Annotated in this window: 13 protein-coding genes and 4 pseudogenes; 6 read left to right on the top strand and 11 right to left on the bottom strand. The window is 60.1% G+C overall.

Annotated features, from left to right (window positions below; translation table 11 throughout):
- Positions 1–1105: 1105 nt before the first annotated feature.
- From LB559_RS30435 to LB559_RS30420, 4 genes and pseudogenes are all read right to left on the bottom strand, one after another.
- Positions 1106–1399 carry a hypothetical protein gene (locus LB559_RS30435; protein WP_164754994.1) on the bottom strand — a complete coding sequence of 98 codons (294 nt, stop codon included), beginning with the start codon at positions 1397–1399 and terminating at the stop codon, positions 1106–1108.
- Positions 1396–1935 (bottom strand): spore coat U domain-containing protein, encoded by a 540-nt coding sequence (locus LB559_RS30430; protein WP_224675713.1) that lies wholly within the window; start codon positions 1933–1935, stop codon positions 1396–1398. The genes LB559_RS30435 and LB559_RS30430 overlap by 4 nt, the downstream gene beginning before the upstream one ends.
- A gap of 154 nt (positions 1936–2089) precedes the next feature.
- Positions 2090–2257 (bottom strand): annotated as a pseudogene (locus tag LB559_RS32970) (spore coat protein u); the annotation flags it as partial.
- Positions 2258–2354: 97 nt separating this feature from the next.
- Positions 2355–3509, bottom strand: a pseudogene (locus tag LB559_RS30420) (fimbria/pilus outer membrane usher protein); the annotation flags it as partial.
- 89 nt (positions 3510–3598) lie between these two features.
- Here LB559_RS30420 and LB559_RS30415 point away from each other — a divergent pair.
- The 5 genes and pseudogenes from LB559_RS30415 to LB559_RS30395 all read left to right on the top strand — a co-directional run bounded on the left by LB559_RS30415 (position 3599) and on the right by LB559_RS30395 (position 8262).
- Positions 3599–3997 (top strand): MAPEG family protein, encoded by a 399-nt coding sequence (locus tag LB559_RS30415; RefSeq protein ID WP_127366653.1) that lies wholly within the window; start codon positions 3599–3601, stop codon positions 3995–3997.
- 1212 nt (positions 3998–5209) lie between these two features.
- Positions 5210–5461, top strand: a pseudogene (locus LB559_RS30410) (DUF2269 family protein); the annotation flags it as partial.
- 467 nt (positions 5462–5928) lie between these two features.
- Positions 5929–6315, top strand: coding sequence for a hypothetical protein (locus tag LB559_RS30405; RefSeq protein WP_224675712.1), 387 nt, complete (start codon positions 5929–5931; stop codon positions 6313–6315).
- 213 nt (positions 6316–6528) lie between these two features.
- On the top strand, positions 6529–7704 hold the full coding sequence (locus LB559_RS30400) for a zinc-dependent alcohol dehydrogenase (RefSeq protein ID WP_224675711.1): 1176 nt from the start codon (positions 6529–6531) through the stop codon (positions 7702–7704).
- A gap of 9 nt (positions 7705–7713) precedes the next feature.
- Entirely contained in the window at positions 7714–8262 is a 549-nt protein-coding gene (locus LB559_RS30395) for a hypothetical protein (RefSeq protein ID WP_063170835.1), read from the top strand.
- 29 nt (positions 8263–8291) lie between these two features.
- Here the strand turns inward: LB559_RS30395 and LB559_RS30390 are convergent, their stop codons facing one another.
- On the bottom strand, positions 8292–8507 hold the full coding sequence (locus tag LB559_RS30390) for a hypothetical protein (RefSeq protein WP_013525008.1): 216 nt from the start codon (positions 8505–8507) through the stop codon (positions 8292–8294).
- Positions 8508–8583: 76 nt separating this feature from the next.
- Between LB559_RS30390 and LB559_RS30385 the strand changes: the two genes are divergently transcribed.
- The gene (locus LB559_RS30385) at positions 8584–9399 is read left to right on the top strand and encodes a class I SAM-dependent methyltransferase (RefSeq protein WP_224675710.1); all 816 of its coding nucleotides are present in this window, start codon (positions 8584–8586) and stop codon (positions 9397–9399) included.
- Between the two features lie 469 nt (positions 9400–9868).
- Here LB559_RS30385 and LB559_RS32965 read toward each other — a convergent pair whose 3' ends face one another.
- The 6 genes and pseudogenes from LB559_RS32965 to LB559_RS30360 form a co-directional block, all read right to left on the bottom strand.
- Positions 9869–10240, bottom strand: a complete 372-nt coding sequence (locus LB559_RS32965) for an alpha-hydroxy-acid oxidizing protein (RefSeq protein ID WP_263499184.1) — start codon at positions 10238–10240, stop codon at positions 9869–9871.
- Entirely contained in the window at positions 10201–10536 is a 336-nt protein-coding gene (locus tag LB559_RS32960; RefSeq protein WP_318014192.1) for an alpha-hydroxy-acid oxidizing protein, read from the bottom strand. The genes LB559_RS32965 and LB559_RS32960 overlap by 40 nt, the downstream gene beginning before the upstream one ends.
- A gap of 147 nt (positions 10537–10683) precedes the next feature.
- Positions 10684–11760: a TadE/TadG family type IV pilus assembly protein gene (locus tag LB559_RS30375; RefSeq protein WP_224675709.1), complete on the bottom strand. Its 1077-nt coding sequence runs from the start codon at positions 11758–11760 to the stop codon at positions 10684–10686.
- Positions 11761–12061: 301 nt separating this feature from the next.
- Complete coding sequence (locus LB559_RS30370) at positions 12062–12979, bottom strand: NADP-dependent oxidoreductase (RefSeq protein ID WP_224675708.1); 918 nt, start codon at positions 12977–12979, stop codon at positions 12062–12064.
- A gap of 156 nt (positions 12980–13135) precedes the next feature.
- Positions 13136–13836 (bottom strand): annotated as a pseudogene (locus LB559_RS30365) (nitroreductase family protein).
- A gap of 134 nt (positions 13837–13970) precedes the next feature.
- The gene (locus LB559_RS30360) at positions 13971–14927 is read right to left on the bottom strand and encodes an AraC family transcriptional regulator (protein ID WP_224675707.1); all 957 of its coding nucleotides are present in this window, start codon (positions 14925–14927) and stop codon (positions 13971–13973) included.
- Positions 14928–15392 lie beyond the last annotated feature (465 nt).

Below are 15392 nucleotides of genomic sequence, written 5' to 3'. Positions count from 1 at the left end.
GTCCATATCATGCAAGGGCCGCCGCAAGCACAAGCTAATATATACCCAACTCTGGTGCCTATGGTGCTATCGCGCAATGGCCCTGACGGGCAGCCTAGGCCATGGGGCTTAGTTGCGGGATTACCGTTTTGCGCGTAGTTTGTAGATCTGGTTGTTTGGGTCCCTCCTTATGACCAGTGCCGGTCGGCACGGTCACCGTCACCCTTGCTTGGTAATCTGATCGTGCCGACCTACCCTTTTGACATAGAACCGCACCCCCTTTGGCAATTGAAGCGCCTGGCGAACGGGCGGCATGAAACTCATCCGAATGGCGTCACGCTTCGTCGCTAGGCGATGTGTTGCCGCCGGATCAACGTCAACTGCGGTTCGAGCTGTAGCGCTGGGAGCAAGACGCCCAGGAGTTACCATTGGGCTGCGCACGCTGAAAGGACGGGTTACTCCCGACGCGGCGAAGTCAAATCCGAGGATCGCAAGGGCCTTCAGCTGTCTGCTCGCGCCGAGTCCCTGCGATTCGTCTATCGACCGCTCGCCGAGATCCTGGTCGCGGAGCCCCTCGATACGATCCTGCAGCGGGTAGAGAGCACGATAGGCGAGCCTGCCAAATCACCATCTGTCGATGCGGTCGGCGGGAAGATTGAAGCAACGGTTAGAAGTCACCCCGGGCGACCCTACGGTTCAGGTCAATGCCGTTCGCAGGCCAACCAGATCGTCGGCATGTCCCATGTCCAGACCTTCAGCCGGCGCGCCCCACGCATCAGCCGCCAGGCCGGTGAACACGTCGAACACCGTCCAGCTTCCACCTGGCTCTTGCCTTAAAGTCGTACCGCTGCTGTGCCATGGGTCATTCGTTCAGCTTCCGATCCAGCTCGTCAAGCATGGACCGATGCTGCTCGGTCACATCCCAATCTGCTGGACCTCCCAGCAGTTGGCGGATTTGATGGCGCAGCGTCTCTGAAGTAATCCACGACCGAATGAGACGCGATGTAGCCTGCTGTTGCTCGGGAGAAAGCTCTTGCATGGTTGGCCCGCACGGTTAGACCGAGCCCAACCCCTTTGTGACCTTAATGGTTCCCGATGGATTGCCTGAAGAGAGTTGGAGCAGCAGCTACTCCGGCGCGACCGATAGAAAAAGTTCATCGCCGCGAAGGCCGGCTTTGTAACGTGCAATCAGGCTTTCGGCAGCCGTCGTAGCTTCGGGGCTTTCGCGGTTAATGCCGCGCAGCTCACAAAGCATATCGAACAGCCCCTGGAGAAGAGACAGTTCCTCCGGCTCGAAGGTGCCGTTCGCGATGCTTGTTACCAGCATGATCCCTGCCCCTGCATTGGCCGGATCATTCGAGCGGGTCAGGTAAATGTCAATTCGGACCAAGGTCTTGTCGGAAAGGCCTTCATCGCTCAATAGGTCACAGTGACGACAACCGTGTCGGTGTATACGCCTGCGGAAGGAGTAGCCTGCGGCGGGACGCGACCATAAACCGTGAAGACTTGCGGGACCCCAGTTCCAGTTCCCGGCACTGTGCTGCCGGGCACGGAAGCGTCGCCCCAAGGCTGAGTTCGATCAGCATTCTTGCAGAGGCCATAGGTCACTGTTTCCACGCCTTTCGACATCTTGCGAGTTGTCGGCGGCGATCCTGTCGTGCCGCCATTCAGCGAGACCGTGTAGGCCGCTGCTGGTGTGCAGGTGACTGAGACCTGGCCGGTGGCATCAACATTGCCGTCAAGTACCCCCTTTGATCCAAATTCGATGTTCTGCGTCGATACAAGGCAGTTGGCGGCGACCGTCGCATTGATGGTGAAAGTCGGATCAGCCGCCACCGTACCGGAGGCGGTACTGCAACTGCTGCCGGAGGTATAGCGATAGCGAAATTCGATCTGCGCACCGGAGAATGTCGAAAGGTAGGTTCCAGGTGGAACGGTTCCCTGCCCTCCGGCCACGGCGCCATAAATAGTCGCCGTTCCAGTGGCTGAGCCCAATACATTTGGGGGTCAATGCCAGTGCCGGAGGGCGGGAAGCGTAGGCCCAGGCAAAAGAACCCCAAACCACGCTGCGTGCCGAGTCGGGATAGAGCTGATAGTTGAGTGCGTTGGCTCCGCTAAACATCTGGCGGGCCGTCGCCGACGACGCGCCGCCTGTGCCGGCCGCAAGATGCGCACAGATCAGGATGCGCTGACCGACAATGCCGCTGCAATTCATATTGATGGTCGCGGTCGTGTTGGTCTGACTGCCCGAGAGGGTGTCAACCAACCCGAAATTCATGTTCGAGACGCTGAAGCTGCAGCTTTGCGCCAAAGCGGACAACGGAAACATGGCAAAGGCCATAAGATGACAAGACGGAGCATTCGTTCTCCCATGTTTACCTGCATGCCACGTCCTTGATTGCGACTTGCTGACCGGGTGCGGGCGTGTAGAAAAAATCGGCCTTGCAGGAGGTGCCATCCAGACGATCGATCACGACCGTGTTCTGTGCGCTTAAGCCTCGAATGTACGCCTCACCATCGTAGCCGATGACAAACTCTTCGGAGCCAGCCTCCATGCGCCCCTTCAGGCCGGCTTCCAAAGGGGTCCCTGTGCTGTCGACCAGAGTCACGACCGCTGCTTCGGGCGCTTCCGAAACGCCGAACTTCACCACGACCCCCCTGCGATCGGCTGGCATCACGACTTCCTTGGTTGCCGGAACGTCCGCATTCACTGGCAGATTCTTTGGATCGATGGAGACCGTGTTCGGTTCGTAGGAGTTAAGCCCGGGGACCAGGATGCGCCCTTGCCGATTGGTCATTCCCACCGGCCTGTTCTGGAACTGGACGTCGACATCAGGAGCGCCGACTTCGACCACGGCGAAAGCATCGTCTATGCGATTTGTGGCAAAGACCCCGCCGCCTGCCACGGCAATCGCGCCATCCATTTGCGCAGTTGCCCGCACGTCCTTCCCGTATTGTTGGACGCCAGCCTCGAAGCGGGCGAAGCGCGCGCGATAGCTTGCTGCGGCCGACCGGTTGGGCGTGTCGCCTTCCGAGGTTCGTGCTCGCCAGCCAATGCTGCCGTCTTCCAACCGCTCCGACTTGGCGATGTCGGCGACGACATTCAGGCCGTCCGGTCCCTGCTCTATTCCCGTGGAAGCGGTGATATCGTCACCGAACGGAACCGATAGGCCGGCCAAGACTCCAAAGCTGCCGCTATCCTCAAGGTCGGTAAAGGCAGTGGCATAGAGGCTGCTTCGCTTGAATATCTGTTGGCTGTAGGAAAGGCCAACGATCTGGCTCTTCTGGCCTTCGGCACTTTCAAGATGCGTATAGGAGAGATTGAGGCTGGAAAAATCTATCGGCGCCGGGATGCTGAGCGTGAGCTGGTCTATTGCGCGAGGCACGCCCGCGCTGAAGATCGGCACGTCACCGGGCTCTGACAACGTCGGCTCTGCCGTCACCGCGGCGATGTCATCATAGTCGCCGAAGGCGCGTTGGATGCGACCGTAGATCGACCACCCTTCGTAGCTCATTTCCAGAGACGCGTTTTTGCGCTATCTACGGGCTTCAGGCCGACCTGCTTCACATGGCGACAACCTTTGCTTGCCTGCCTGTTCCGCGACGAGAGGAGGCAGGCATGGAACGGTATTTCTCGGTGGCTATTGTGACGCTGCTTTGCAGCCTAATGATTTTTGGCATGGCGCTGACAGTCGCCAGAACCCACAAGAGGACGGGCGTTCTCGCCCCGACCATGACTGGGGATCCGCTGCTTGAGCGGACAATCCGCGCTAATTCAAACTCGATCGAATGGCTGCCGGACTTTCTTCCGTCGATGTGCCTTTTCGCGGTCTACTGGAGCGCGCCATGGGCGGCTGCACTGGGACTGCTTTGGATAATGGGAAGGATTGCCTACTTCATCGGTTACCTGTCGGCACCGCTGAAGCGGTACCCCGGCTTCTTTATTCAATCTTTCGCCGCATTCGCCCTGCTCTTAGGCGCTCTTGGCAGGATCATATTCTTGATGCTGCAGGCATAGGTTGGGCGCTCAAGCCTTGCCACGTCACCCTCTGCTATCGGGCGAGAGTCTCAGGTAGGTGACCACGGAACGGTGGCTTTGCCAACGGCTCCCGATGTGTTTCAGCAGTGCGTATTTAGAGGTCACTTCGAGTGACCTTTCGCTTCAACTCGACAGCGTTCATAAGGCGAACAAGAGTCCGGGCATAGCTTAGCCGGAGCGCCCACGGGTCTGCTGGCTGCCCAGTCAACACGTTAAACACGGTCCAGCTTTCGTTGGTTTCTTTTCTGAGTTCATGTCTTTGGTGAGTCACCGTCGCTAGCCATACATCAAGCAGTGATCGATGATTTCGTGTGTCACGGGGCAGCTTAGCAACGGGCGAAGCTATCGGTGGTTCCGGCGAAACGAATACGAAGCAGGCGGTTGGACCGGCGTCGATTCAACGGCTGATGTCACAATTGATGACTTGGAATGCGCCAGAGGTCGTCAGCGCGTGAGATAGAATGACTGACGGCTAACACCGCCTCGCCCTTCCTGCGCGATAGCCTGATGACCTTCAAACGCATGAGCTGACTCGCAACACTGCGATTCAATTTAGCACACGTTTAATTAGCTCCGGAGCATTTTAACGAATCGTTGACCGCGCTGTCCCATTATAGGACGGCGCGGTCAAACCCCAACCGGACTGCGCAGGCGGCTCCGGCACTGAAGCGCCCGCCCAACTGTCGGAGCCGCCACCCACACCAACATACCAGCAATGGTTGAATCAACCGTTACCGCATGTGCTTTCCAATGTGCTTCCCTGATCGTTAGACTTTGACCGAGCGGACGGGAATATGCGCAGAACAGTTCGGTAACATTTGAGACAAGTCGATGGATATGACGAGCAATCCGATCTTGGTGGATCAATTCCCGGCAAGCTCTACAGCGGCGAGCCCAAGAAGGATATTCCTACATCTGTCCGACGTGCGGTCAGCAGGTCGACATGCGTGACCTTCGCCAAGGCGCTGGCCGCCGGTTGTGCCGCGCCGCCTCGCTCTGGTTTCCTGACATTCCGATCGCTTGTCAAACGATCCAGCCCACATGCCGCACTTCCGCCGGGAATCGGGTCCATGAACATCGCGGATCCCGCCGATCAGGTTCCTGAGCTGGCGCTGCGTCCATGAGCGGCGCAGGGGGATTTGATCCTTGCACTGAACCGTCCGAGGCGGTCTGCGAACAACTCGCCGTCCGGCCGGCATCGCCTTGTTCATGCTGCTCGCCCATCAGACCGCAAATTCCGCGACCATCGTAACGGTCGCACGCATCGCGTGATCGCTGAATTCGTGTTCACTGCAACCGCGGTGGTGGCTCATGCCCTCGCCTGGCATTCCGCCTATTCGCCGACCGAGGGGTGGATTGCGCTTTTCGATCCTGCTTTACCTCATTACCGGCCTGTTCTGGCTTCCAGTCGTGTGGATGCAGATCGAGATGCGCGATCTCTCGCCCTGCAGGCCGCGGCAGCGAAGCAAGCTCCACCACAGCGCTGCAACACCTTGGCACGTTCCGCCATTCCAGAAGGCGGCTACGACGACATGAATGCCATCACCATCTCCACCATTCTGGTTGTGGTCGCCCTGCGCCCACGGGCACATGGCCTGTAACTTCGCCGTGACCTCATCCCCTTGAGGGAACAATCAGACCGAGCCCCAGTTTGACCCAAACAAACACGGCCGATGGTTCGATGGAGGCATGCCATGAGATTTCCACACAGCACGACGGCCGCCGCCGCCACTTTCATAGCCCTCACGTCCCCGGCGCTCGCCCAGTCAAGCGGAACACCGGCACCCACGACGCCTGCACCCACGACGGCGACCGAACAACCCGGCGCCGGGTCGAACGCAAACGGACAGGGGGGTGAACAGACACGCGAAATAATCCGCCAGATGGTTGAGCAAGCTGTCCGGGAGAGGATGCACCAGGATCGCGGTTCTGAAGAAGCTTTCCGTGACGAAGATAGCCGCAACGACCAGGGCGACCGCAACGGGCATGCTGACCGCCCCGATGAAGCTAGCCGGCATGGCGACCATTGGCGAAATCGTGGCGACTGGGGCAGAGGACACAGAATGGCTCGACACCGTGGTCACCAAAAGATGCGCGGTGCCGGCATGCGACTTATGTTCGGCCTGTTGGACACGGATGGCGACAGGTCACTGTCCGAGGCCGAGGTTCAAAGCGCGGTCGGCAGGATGTTCAATAGCATCGACGAGAATGGTGACGGCAACATCGATCTAGACGAAATCCAGTCCCTCCTGCACGGCTCCAACGTGCATGGCACAAACAACGAAGACATGCCGTAGCTGCATCAAGACTGAGGAGCCGACTTCAGACGGAGCGGCAAGCGAGTCGCGGTCAGGCGAAGGCGCCGTTTGGAATGGCCCAAAATATTCTCTCAAGCTCCCGGAACATAGGTCGGCCATTGCGGTTCGACAGGCGGCGGGAACGGTCGATGAATAGCATGCCCGCTTGCCAAGCGCGGGTCCCGATCGACCTTGCCAACAGAGGAGCGGGCTATGCGTGCGTTGGTCTGGCACGGTAAGGAAGACATACGCTGCGATCAGGTCTCCGATCCAGAAATTGAGGATGAACGGGACGCGATTATCAAGGTGACGAGTTGTGCCATCTGCGGCTCCGACCTTCACCTTTACCACAACTACGTGCCAGCCATGCTGCCAGGCGACATTATGGGCCACGAGATGATGGGAGAGGTCGTGGAGGTCGGCAGGGGCGTCAACGGCGCTCTGAAGAAGGGAGACCGCATTGTCGTACCGTTCACCATAATCTGCGGTGAGTGCGACCAGTGCAAGAGACAGAACTTTTCGGTTTGCGAACGTACGAACCGCAAGAAGAACCTCGGCGACAAGGTGTTCGGGCACACCACCGCTGGTCTGTTTGGCTACACCCATTTGACGGGCGGCTATCCCGGGGGACAGGCGGAATACCTGCGGGTGCCGTTCGCCGACGCCACGCACGTAAAGGTGCCTGACAACCTTACCGACGAGCAGGTTCTCTTCCTCGGCGATATTTTTCCCACCGGATGGCAGGCCGCGGCACAGTGCGACATAGAGCCTAGGGATACGGTTGCGGTGTGGGGCTGCGGCCCAGTCGGGCAGATGGCAATACGCAGCGCCCTGCTGCTCGGCGCCAAACAGGTGGTGGCGATCGATTGCCTGCCGGAACGGCTTTCCATGGGGGCGGCCGGCGGTGCCATCACCATTAATTTCGCCGAGGAAAGTGTCGTCGAACGGCTGCAGGAACTCACCGGCGCAAATGGCCCGGAGAAGTGCATCGATTGCGTCGGCATGGAAAGCCATGTCTCGCTGGCCCAGCCCGACACCGTCTACGATCGCGCAAAGCAGTTGATGCTGATGGAAAATGATCGACCGCATGTGTTGCGCGAGATGATCTATGTCTGCCGGCCGGCCGGCGTGATCTCGATCCCCGGCGTCTACAGCGGGCTGGTCGACAAGATTCCGATGGGACAGGCGATGAACAAGGGCCTCACCTTCCGCATGGGGCAGACCCATGTCACCCGTTGGACCGAGGATCTGCTGCGCCGCATCGTGGACGGCCAGATCGACCCTTCCTTCGTCATCACCCATACCGTCGGGCTCGAGCAGGGACCCGAGATGTACAAGGTGTTCCGCGACAAGCAGGACAGCTGCATCAAGGTTGTTTTGAAACCGTAGGGAATCGTCATGAACGTGGTCGCTAAACTCACCAACATCACCCGATCGCCTGGCGATCCCAAAGTGCTGCAGGCCGGGCCGAGTGTGGTCGGTGCCTTCGACGGCCTTGCTCGCAAGCTCGGCTGGTTCAGCATCGCGCTGGGTGTCGTCGAGCTGGTTGGTGCCGAGCGGATTGCCGGTGCGCTCGGCATGAGCGGCAAGCAAGATCTCATCCGAGCCTATGGGGCGCGGGAGATAAGCAGCGGCATACTCTCGCTTTCCGTGGACAAGCAGGCTGGGCTTTGGAGCCGGGTGGCTGGCGACGGCCTGGACATCGCGACGTTGCTGTCAGCTTATCGGCATGACAATCCAAAGCGCGACAACGTGGGCATTGCGCTTGCCGTGGTCGCCGGCATCGCTTTGCTCGACATCATCGGTGCGAAAGGCGTCACCGCGCGCCACTCTCGCAGGGGGACCAAGCCGCGCGACTACAGCGATCGCAGCGGCTTTCCCGCAGGCACTGCCGCAGCCCGCGACTTTGCCCGCTCTGAGCGCGGCCAGGAGTCCGGCGCCGCCTGACAGAGTGCCGACCTTCTGGGGTTCCAGCCCTAAAACCAGGTTACCGATTTTGAGCTCGACGAGATTGTAGCCGCGCAACTTGCTATCGGCCCGGCCCCATCCTGCACCATGCCGATTTCTACGCCGGATGCGACCTGCTCGCCACGCCCCAGGTGTGGGTGCGGCGCAGTGCCTGCGAATTCGCCGATGGCGCTGACGATTTCCCGGCCGTCAGCATCGGTGATGACGGTGGCGTAGCGGGTCATGAATCACACTCCTGAATCAGCGCGCGTTGCGGAGACAACCTATTGATGGGAAGCTGGCTGTTCGAGGAGGACAGCAATGAGCAACGTCACCACGCATTACGGCAGCGACGGCATCGTCGAGCGTATATTGGCCGCGATTTCCGATGCGAAGCCCGATAAAATCAATGCCGCGCAGCTCTATCCGTTCGACCAGCTTCACGGCCGCGAGCTCATCGCCACGCGAGACCATGGAGGTCGTCTTGCCCCCTCGCCCACCGACCGGATCCTTGATGTCGGCAGCGGCATTGGCGGCCCGGCGCGCTTCCTGGCCGCCACCTATGGCTGCCAGGTCGACGGTGTCGACCTCACACCAGTCTTTGTCGAGGCATCCGGCCGACTGACCATGCTCAGCGGCCTTGGCGACAAGGTTCGCTTCCACGAAGCCGACGCGGCGAAACTGCCCTTCGCCGACAACACATTCAACGCGGCAATCTGCTTCTATGTCGGGATGAACATCGCCGACAAGGCCGCCGTCATCGGGCAGGCTTTTCGCGTTCTGAAGCCGGGCGGCAAACTGATCTGGACCGAAGCCGTGCTGGCTGCCGGCGAGCCGAATTATCCCTTGCCCTGGGCGGTTGCGCCGGAAACCAGCCACCTTGTTGACCGGGATACCCTGAAGACCCTGTTCGCCGACGCGGGCTTCCATATTGACGAAGTCATCGACGAGACCGGCGAACATGTCGAACTGGCGATGCAAAGGGCAAGTTCCGGCATCATTCCTTCGCCTGCGCAACGTCAGGCCAATGAAATCGTGCTCGGCACCGAACTCGTGCAGCGACGCAAGAACTACATCCGTAGCCTGAGCGAAGGCAGATTGGCATCGCTGGCCATCATCGTCTCGAAGCCTGCCTGATCGGAGCCTTGATCGTAACCAAGGGCAGAAACAAAAACCCGCCTTGGGCGGGAAGTTGGCGCAACTCAGCACCAGAAGTAGCGACCGGCAACACCATGGTTCGCAGTTTCGTTCGGCTCGCGAACCACCGCCTTTCTATACCATTGTGCGACATTGTACACGACGGTGCCATTGTCCGTGCACTTCAGTCCGGCATCGATTGTGCTATAACGGCCGGTAAACGGCTACGAAGCCGGTAAAGGCAGTCAGTTGCATCGCGCTCCTGTCCTCCGTCCGAGTCATCCTCACGGCAAGTTCGACGCCAGTAGTCAAAATGCGAAGGCACGATTGTGGCCGACAGCAGACCGTCAGCTGTAAATCTAATCGGACATCCAGGTAGTCGGCGCTCGGCCGGACAAAGGGCGCGACGGAGGTGAAGCGAAAAGTGCAATGCTGAACTTGCTGAAAAATAGTTTCGGGCTTCACCAGATTACCGACCGGTCGATCTCGCCGATGCCGCCCGGCCTGTCAGCGCCATTGCCATCTCCAAGTCTCGGCGAAGCAGGTTGATACAATGGGTTACGCCCTCGGCACCATCGGTTGCCAGGTCGTAGACATAGGGGCGGCCAATCATGACTGCGGTTGCACCAGGGCAAGCGTCTTCAACGTCGGCGCGACGGCTCACGCTGCCAGCATGGATGATGGGAATCCGTCCGGCCACTGCACCGTGGTTCGAGACCGCGATGGCATCGACACCCGTTCCGATCGCCTGCTCAGCATCCTCAGGATCGAGGATGCTCTTCAGGATAAGCGGCAGGGTTGTCAGCGAACGCAGCCAGGCAATATCCGCCCAGGTCGGCATGGCCGACGCTGCGCAGTGCCAACTTTGAGCACGCCGGTGTTCCGGTCCTTGAAGTATGGCGTTGCGAGGCCGTCGGGAATTTTGAATCCTGCCCGGAACTGCCTACGGCGATCGCCTGGCTTCGGCATGTCGACCGCTACACAGATCGCTTGGCCAAGTGCCGTGCCATTAAAACCGCGATTGCTTTGCCGATAGAGCAGGAACCAGACTGGAGACTGGCTCACCGCCACGCCATCCTCGATCGCTGCCGTCGTGAACACCGCTTCCGCCACTCCGGCGCCGCGCGCCGCCGCCACCTCGCCTTCCGGATGCACCAGCCGCTGATATGCTATCGGGCCAGGATGATCGGACGCGGCAGACTTTGCCCGAAGAGCGTGATCCCGGTATCAAGTCTTGTCACACGCGCAGCACGTGCCGCTTTCCAAAGGCAAGAGATGCACCTCCTACTGTGTCAGGGCCGTTATCGAGGGGCGCTTGTTGAAGTCGCACTTGCCGGTGACGCTGTAGAAGAAGTCGGCATTTGAAGACGGCGTCGGCACGGTTGTGCCGCCGTCCTCCCAGGCTTGATAGCTGGTTACACCACAAGGCACGATGGTGAAGATGTCGACCTTCTGCCCAGTCGGGGTCTCGGTCAGGTTGTTCGCGTCCACGCCGCTGTAGAGTCGGTTGGAGGTGGTCGGATCATCCGACTTTAGGTACTTCGGGTTGCCCGATGGCACGTACATCTGCAGGGAGAGGCCAGCCATCTGGCTGACGTCGATCGACGCGCCGGCGCTGTTGGCTGGGTACATGGTGTTGAGGCAAGTGGTTGAATATTTCTTGGTGCCGCTGGTCTGGAGTATCGCGTCTGCAGTCAGACCCGTGAAGGTGCTCACGCTGGCGGTGGTGCAAACTTGCGACTGGACAAGCGTCTTGATGTCGGCCCCGCCGTTGTTGGTGATTGTGTACACATTCGTTGTGCCGTAGCCTTTCGGATCACCGAAGCCGTTATAGGTATACTCGATCGACATCAGCGGCTTGGCCACCGTCGCTCCAAATGTCGTGCCGTAGAGCGTCATCGTCTTGTTCCACCAGCCCGACACCTTGGAAACCTTGAAGGTAGTCTGCACCAGGGCCGGCGTCTTGCTCGCCGCCGACCCAACGGCGACCGGCACCGTGTTGATCCTGGCGATCTGCATGAACACGGTGGGCATGGAGTAACTTGCCATGGCCTGCGCGGTGGCGGTGCCATTGGCGGAAACCACAAAGCTGTTCAGTGTCGGGGTACCCAGGCCATGGTTGGCGATGAAGGTATTCTGCAGCATAGTCTGGCGCTGCGCCAACGTTGAGGTTGTGTCCATACCGGTGATCAATAGGACCGCGGCATCCAGCGCCTGCTGCTCGTTGGACCGGGTCTGGACCGCCCTGGTATAGTCGACCGAGAACCCGATGGCGGTGATGATGGGCGCCAGCATGAAAACAAACAACGGGGCCATCGAACCGTCATGGGAACGCGCGAACCGCCCAACAATTCTCAGCATGTTTCTACTCCCGACGGACATTAGCCTACGCGCATATACCACGCGACGGCAAAGCAAGGTCTAAAGCTATCGATCAATGTTTAATCGTCTCTCGCCGCCAAGCCTGGGTCTTTGCCTCCAGGCTTCAGATTCAACAAACAACGCAGTATTGGATCAAAATCTCGCCAGCTACCGGGATTGCTGCAGGCAGAGGCCAGCGAACTCGAACTCCCAAGATGCAATCACATCTGACGCTGCGGCATCTGCCGCGGACCTTAGGCTTTCAAGGAGAAAGAGGAACTGCCCTCTCTCCCCCGAGTCCTCACGGCCGAACGCGGATGATCGTCTTTCCCGAACGTCGCTCTTTCGAGTTGAAAGTTGCAACGGCATCGTCGAGGGCCGCGACTTTGCCGATGTTCGTCCGCAGTGTTCCGTCCCGCACTCGCTGAATTATCTCGGATAGCTGGCCGCGATCAGCCTCGACGACGAAGTCAATCGCCAGGCCATCTGCAGGTCGAATATCCGTCGGTCCAACGACTGTCACAAGCGTTCCTCCGGCCCGGATCAGGGCCGCGGACCGCTTCTGGATATCGCCGCCGATGACGTCGAACACCAGGTCGACGCCGCCAACCTCCTCCAGTTTGTCGTTGTCGAGATCGACGAACTCATTCGCGCCGAAGTCGAGCGCCTTCTGGCGGTCTGCAGTGCGTCCGGTGCCGATGACGTAAGCCCCGGCCTCCCTTGCAAGCTGCGTCACCATCGAACCGACGGCACCGGCCGCACCATGCGCGAGCACGCTTTGCCCCGCCTGTAGGCGGCCATGCTGGAACAGCCCCTGCCACGCGGTCAGGCCGGAGATCGGCAGGCTCGCACCCACCGTGAAGTCAACGTCGCCGGGCAGCGGCGCGAGATTGCGAGCTTCCATGGCGACATGCTCGGCGAGCGTGCCATCGCGATGCCAGTCTGCGAGGCCGAATACGCGCTGGCCGATTGACAGCCCGGTAGTGCCGTAGCCAAGCGCAGTGACCACACCGGCCAGCTCATGGCCGAGGATCGATGGCGTCCGGTCACGAAAGGTTCGATCAGCCCAGGTCGAAGGCCACTCCAGTTCGGTGTTGACGAATCCCGCCGCATGAACCTCCACAACAACATCGTTTATTGCCGCCCGCGGCTCGGGCCGCTGTACCAGCTTCATCCCGGCCTCTCCTGCAGCCTGGTCCGTCACTACGATCGCTTTCATGGGAATTGTCTCCTCAGACATTTGTGTTGGGGTAATTAGCGGGCGTGGCAGCTCTTTCGAGCTTTCACGCGTCGGCTTCGCGTCCTCCACGACGACCTTGAGGTCCCTGCCTGGGTTCCTCGGAGCTCTCGCGCGCCCGCGATTCCAGGATTTTCGTTATGCGAAGTCCAGCACATCGGCCACCGGCATGCGCGGCTTCTGCGGCCAGTTGCCAGCTCGCTCCGGTCCGACGGTCAACAGCATGACCGGCACTTCGTCTGCGGCCAGGCCGAACTCGCGGTGCACGGCTTCAGCGTCGAAACCAATCATCGGCGTCGAACCCAGGCCCAGCGAGCGGGCCGTGTAGATGATCGCCGCGGCGCCAAAGGTCGCGGAACGCACGCCTTCGTCGCGCTGGCGCTGCGGCTGATCGTCATACAGACCGCGAGCGGGATTTCCCACTCCGGCACCAGGTGCGCCGGCATGATGCCGGCTTTCACCACGGGCGCCAGGCGGGCTGGAACGGTGCTGGCATCGGCCAGCTGGCCGATGATGATGAAGGTCACGGCCGCGTCGGTGATCGCGGGCTGATTCCAGGCGATCGGACGCAGCCGGGCCTTGGCTTCCGGCGAGCGTACGGCGACGAAACGCCAGTTCTGCAGGTGGAAGGAGGTTGGCGCGGACGTGCCGATACGCACCAGGTCGCGGATCTGGTGGTCGCTCAGCGTGGCAGCAGGGTCGTAGTACTTGGCGGCACTGCGGCTCAGGATCGTTTCGATGACGGCGTTCGTGGCGAAAGCGTTTTCGCTCTTCCCGGTCTCCCCGCAGATCTCGGCGGCTACGCGGGTTGCGGGTCCGGTGGTGGCGATGCAGTTCATTGGATGGCTCCCTTATCATGTGATTGCGGAGCCCAATTTACGAGGACGAGTGATTATTTCGAGACTGATTCAGCTCAGTATGATGCGCGAAAGGATCAAACTAACTGCGCCTTCGCGATCCCAGACCGTGCGCGTTACTCGCCCTTGTGCACCAGTCGCCGCCACTCCCCCGGCGTCATCCCCATCCTTTCGGCGAAGACATGCCGGAATGCCGAAACGGATTGATACCCGACGGTCTCGGCCACGGCCTCGGTGCTGATGGCTGGCTTCTTCAACTCGTTGGCGGCCAGACTCATGCGCAGATCGGTCAACAAGTCGAGGGCGGAGCGACCCAGCTTGTCCTGAAACTGGCGCATGAACGTAGCGCGCGACATCCCGCACAAATCAGCCAGATCGGGCAGTTTCCAAGGCCGTGCCGCATCGGCGAACATTGCCGCAATTGCTGGTGCCAGCCGCGGATGGCCAGCCAGGGCCAACAAGCCTTCGGGGGCTTTCCCGGATTGGCTCGCCTCGCGCAGTACCAGTGTGAACAGAGCCGAGGAAAGCGCGTTGAGAATGGCGCGCCCTCCCGCCCTGTCACCGGCGGACTCCATCCGCATCAGCCCGACAAGACCGGCAAGTTGGTTGGATGCGGACCCCATGCCGTCTTCTCCATGGCTGTCCACAGCGCGTGTCACCAGGTTGGCGGGCAGGTAGTTGCGGATCAGTCGATCATGGGGTGGCGCGATAAAAAATCGCCCACACAGCAGATCCAGTTGCTCGCCCTCGCCATCATTCTCGCTCAGCATCCATCCGGCTGACCCCCGGCGTTGCTGGGTAGGAATTGGTGTTTGCCCGCTACCGTCGTGCAGTACATGCGCCGCGCCGTGAGGCAGCAGCACAATATCTCCGCTAAGCAGCTCCCGCGCTGTTCTCGTCTCTGGATCCTCGAGAATGGCCCGGCCCTTGACTATGACGTGGTAGGGAATTTCGGTCGCGGCAGCTTTGCTCCAGGCAACGCGCCAGGGCGCACCATAGGCGCAGCGGACCTCGAGCTGGCCGGTCACGGTGATGATTTGCAGGAGATGGCTCAGCCAGTCCACTTCAGACATTGGACCTCGAAACGGAGATAGTGAAACGTCTTATCGTAATTATGGATTGTTTGCACAAATCGAAAGTACCAAGAGAGACGGCAACACGCCCGCCGATCATGAATGCGTCTCTTGGTGAAGAAACTTGTCTACATGCCGAGCGCGGAGGCACCACGCCCTGAATTGCTGCGGCCGTAACGGCGCAACTGGTAAAAGGATGGAGCAGTTTCCTGTCTCTGAACAGCTGCGAGGCCGATCAGCCGCCGCAGCCTACCGCCATCCTCGCACCATATGAGATTGGACGCTGCGCCCTGGGGTTTCCCAATGAGTGTCGGGTGGTCTCACCATCATCGGTTGCCAGCCCTTCGTCAGAGCTGCTGATGCCTGATCCACTCGAAGGCCCACGCAATTTTTCTGGCAGAATCGATTACAAGACGGTCATAGTTAATTGTAGCTGCCGGCAATCAAAGGCTCACGGTCGCGTTC

Origin of the sequence: Mesorhizobium sp. BR1-1-3, from assembly GCF_020165455.1 — a bacterium.
Classification (GTDB): Bacteria; Pseudomonadota; Alphaproteobacteria; order Rhizobiales; family Rhizobiaceae; genus Mesorhizobium; species Mesorhizobium ciceri.
This window is presented reverse-complemented; position numbering and strand designations above follow the sequence as displayed.

Coding starts and splice junctions, on each gene's coding strand:
- LB559_RS30360 (WP_224675707.1), bottom strand. CDS start 14,927: ATGTCTGAAGTGGACTGGCTGAGCCATCTCCTGCAAATCATCACCGTG.
- LB559_RS32965 (WP_263499184.1), bottom strand. CDS start 10,240: ATGCCGACCTGGGCGGATATTGCCTGGCTGCGTTCGCTGACAACCCTG.
- LB559_RS30385 (WP_224675710.1), top strand. CDS start 8,584: ATGAGCAACGTCACCACGCATTACGGCAGCGACGGCATCGTCGAGCGT.
- LB559_RS30395 (WP_063170835.1), top strand. CDS start 7,714: ATGAACGTGGTCGCTAAACTCACCAACATCACCCGATCGCCTGGCGAT.
- LB559_RS30375 (WP_224675709.1), bottom strand. CDS start 11,760: ATGCTGAGAATTGTTGGGCGGTTCGCGCGTTCCCATGACGGTTCGATG.
- LB559_RS30400 (WP_224675711.1), top strand. CDS start 6,529: ATGCGTGCGTTGGTCTGGCACGGTAAGGAAGACATACGCTGCGATCAG.
- LB559_RS30390 (WP_013525008.1), bottom strand. CDS start 8,507: ATGACCCGCTACGCCACCGTCATCACCGATGCTGACGGCCGGGAAATC.
- LB559_RS30370 (WP_224675708.1), bottom strand. CDS start 12,979: ATGAAAGCGATCGTAGTGACGGACCAGGCTGCAGGAGAGGCCGGGATG.
- LB559_RS30405 (WP_224675712.1), top strand. CDS start 5,929: ATGCACCAGGATCGCGGTTCTGAAGAAGCTTTCCGTGACGAAGATAGC.
- LB559_RS30415 (WP_127366653.1), top strand. CDS start 3,599: ATGGAACGGTATTTCTCGGTGGCTATTGTGACGCTGCTTTGCAGCCTA.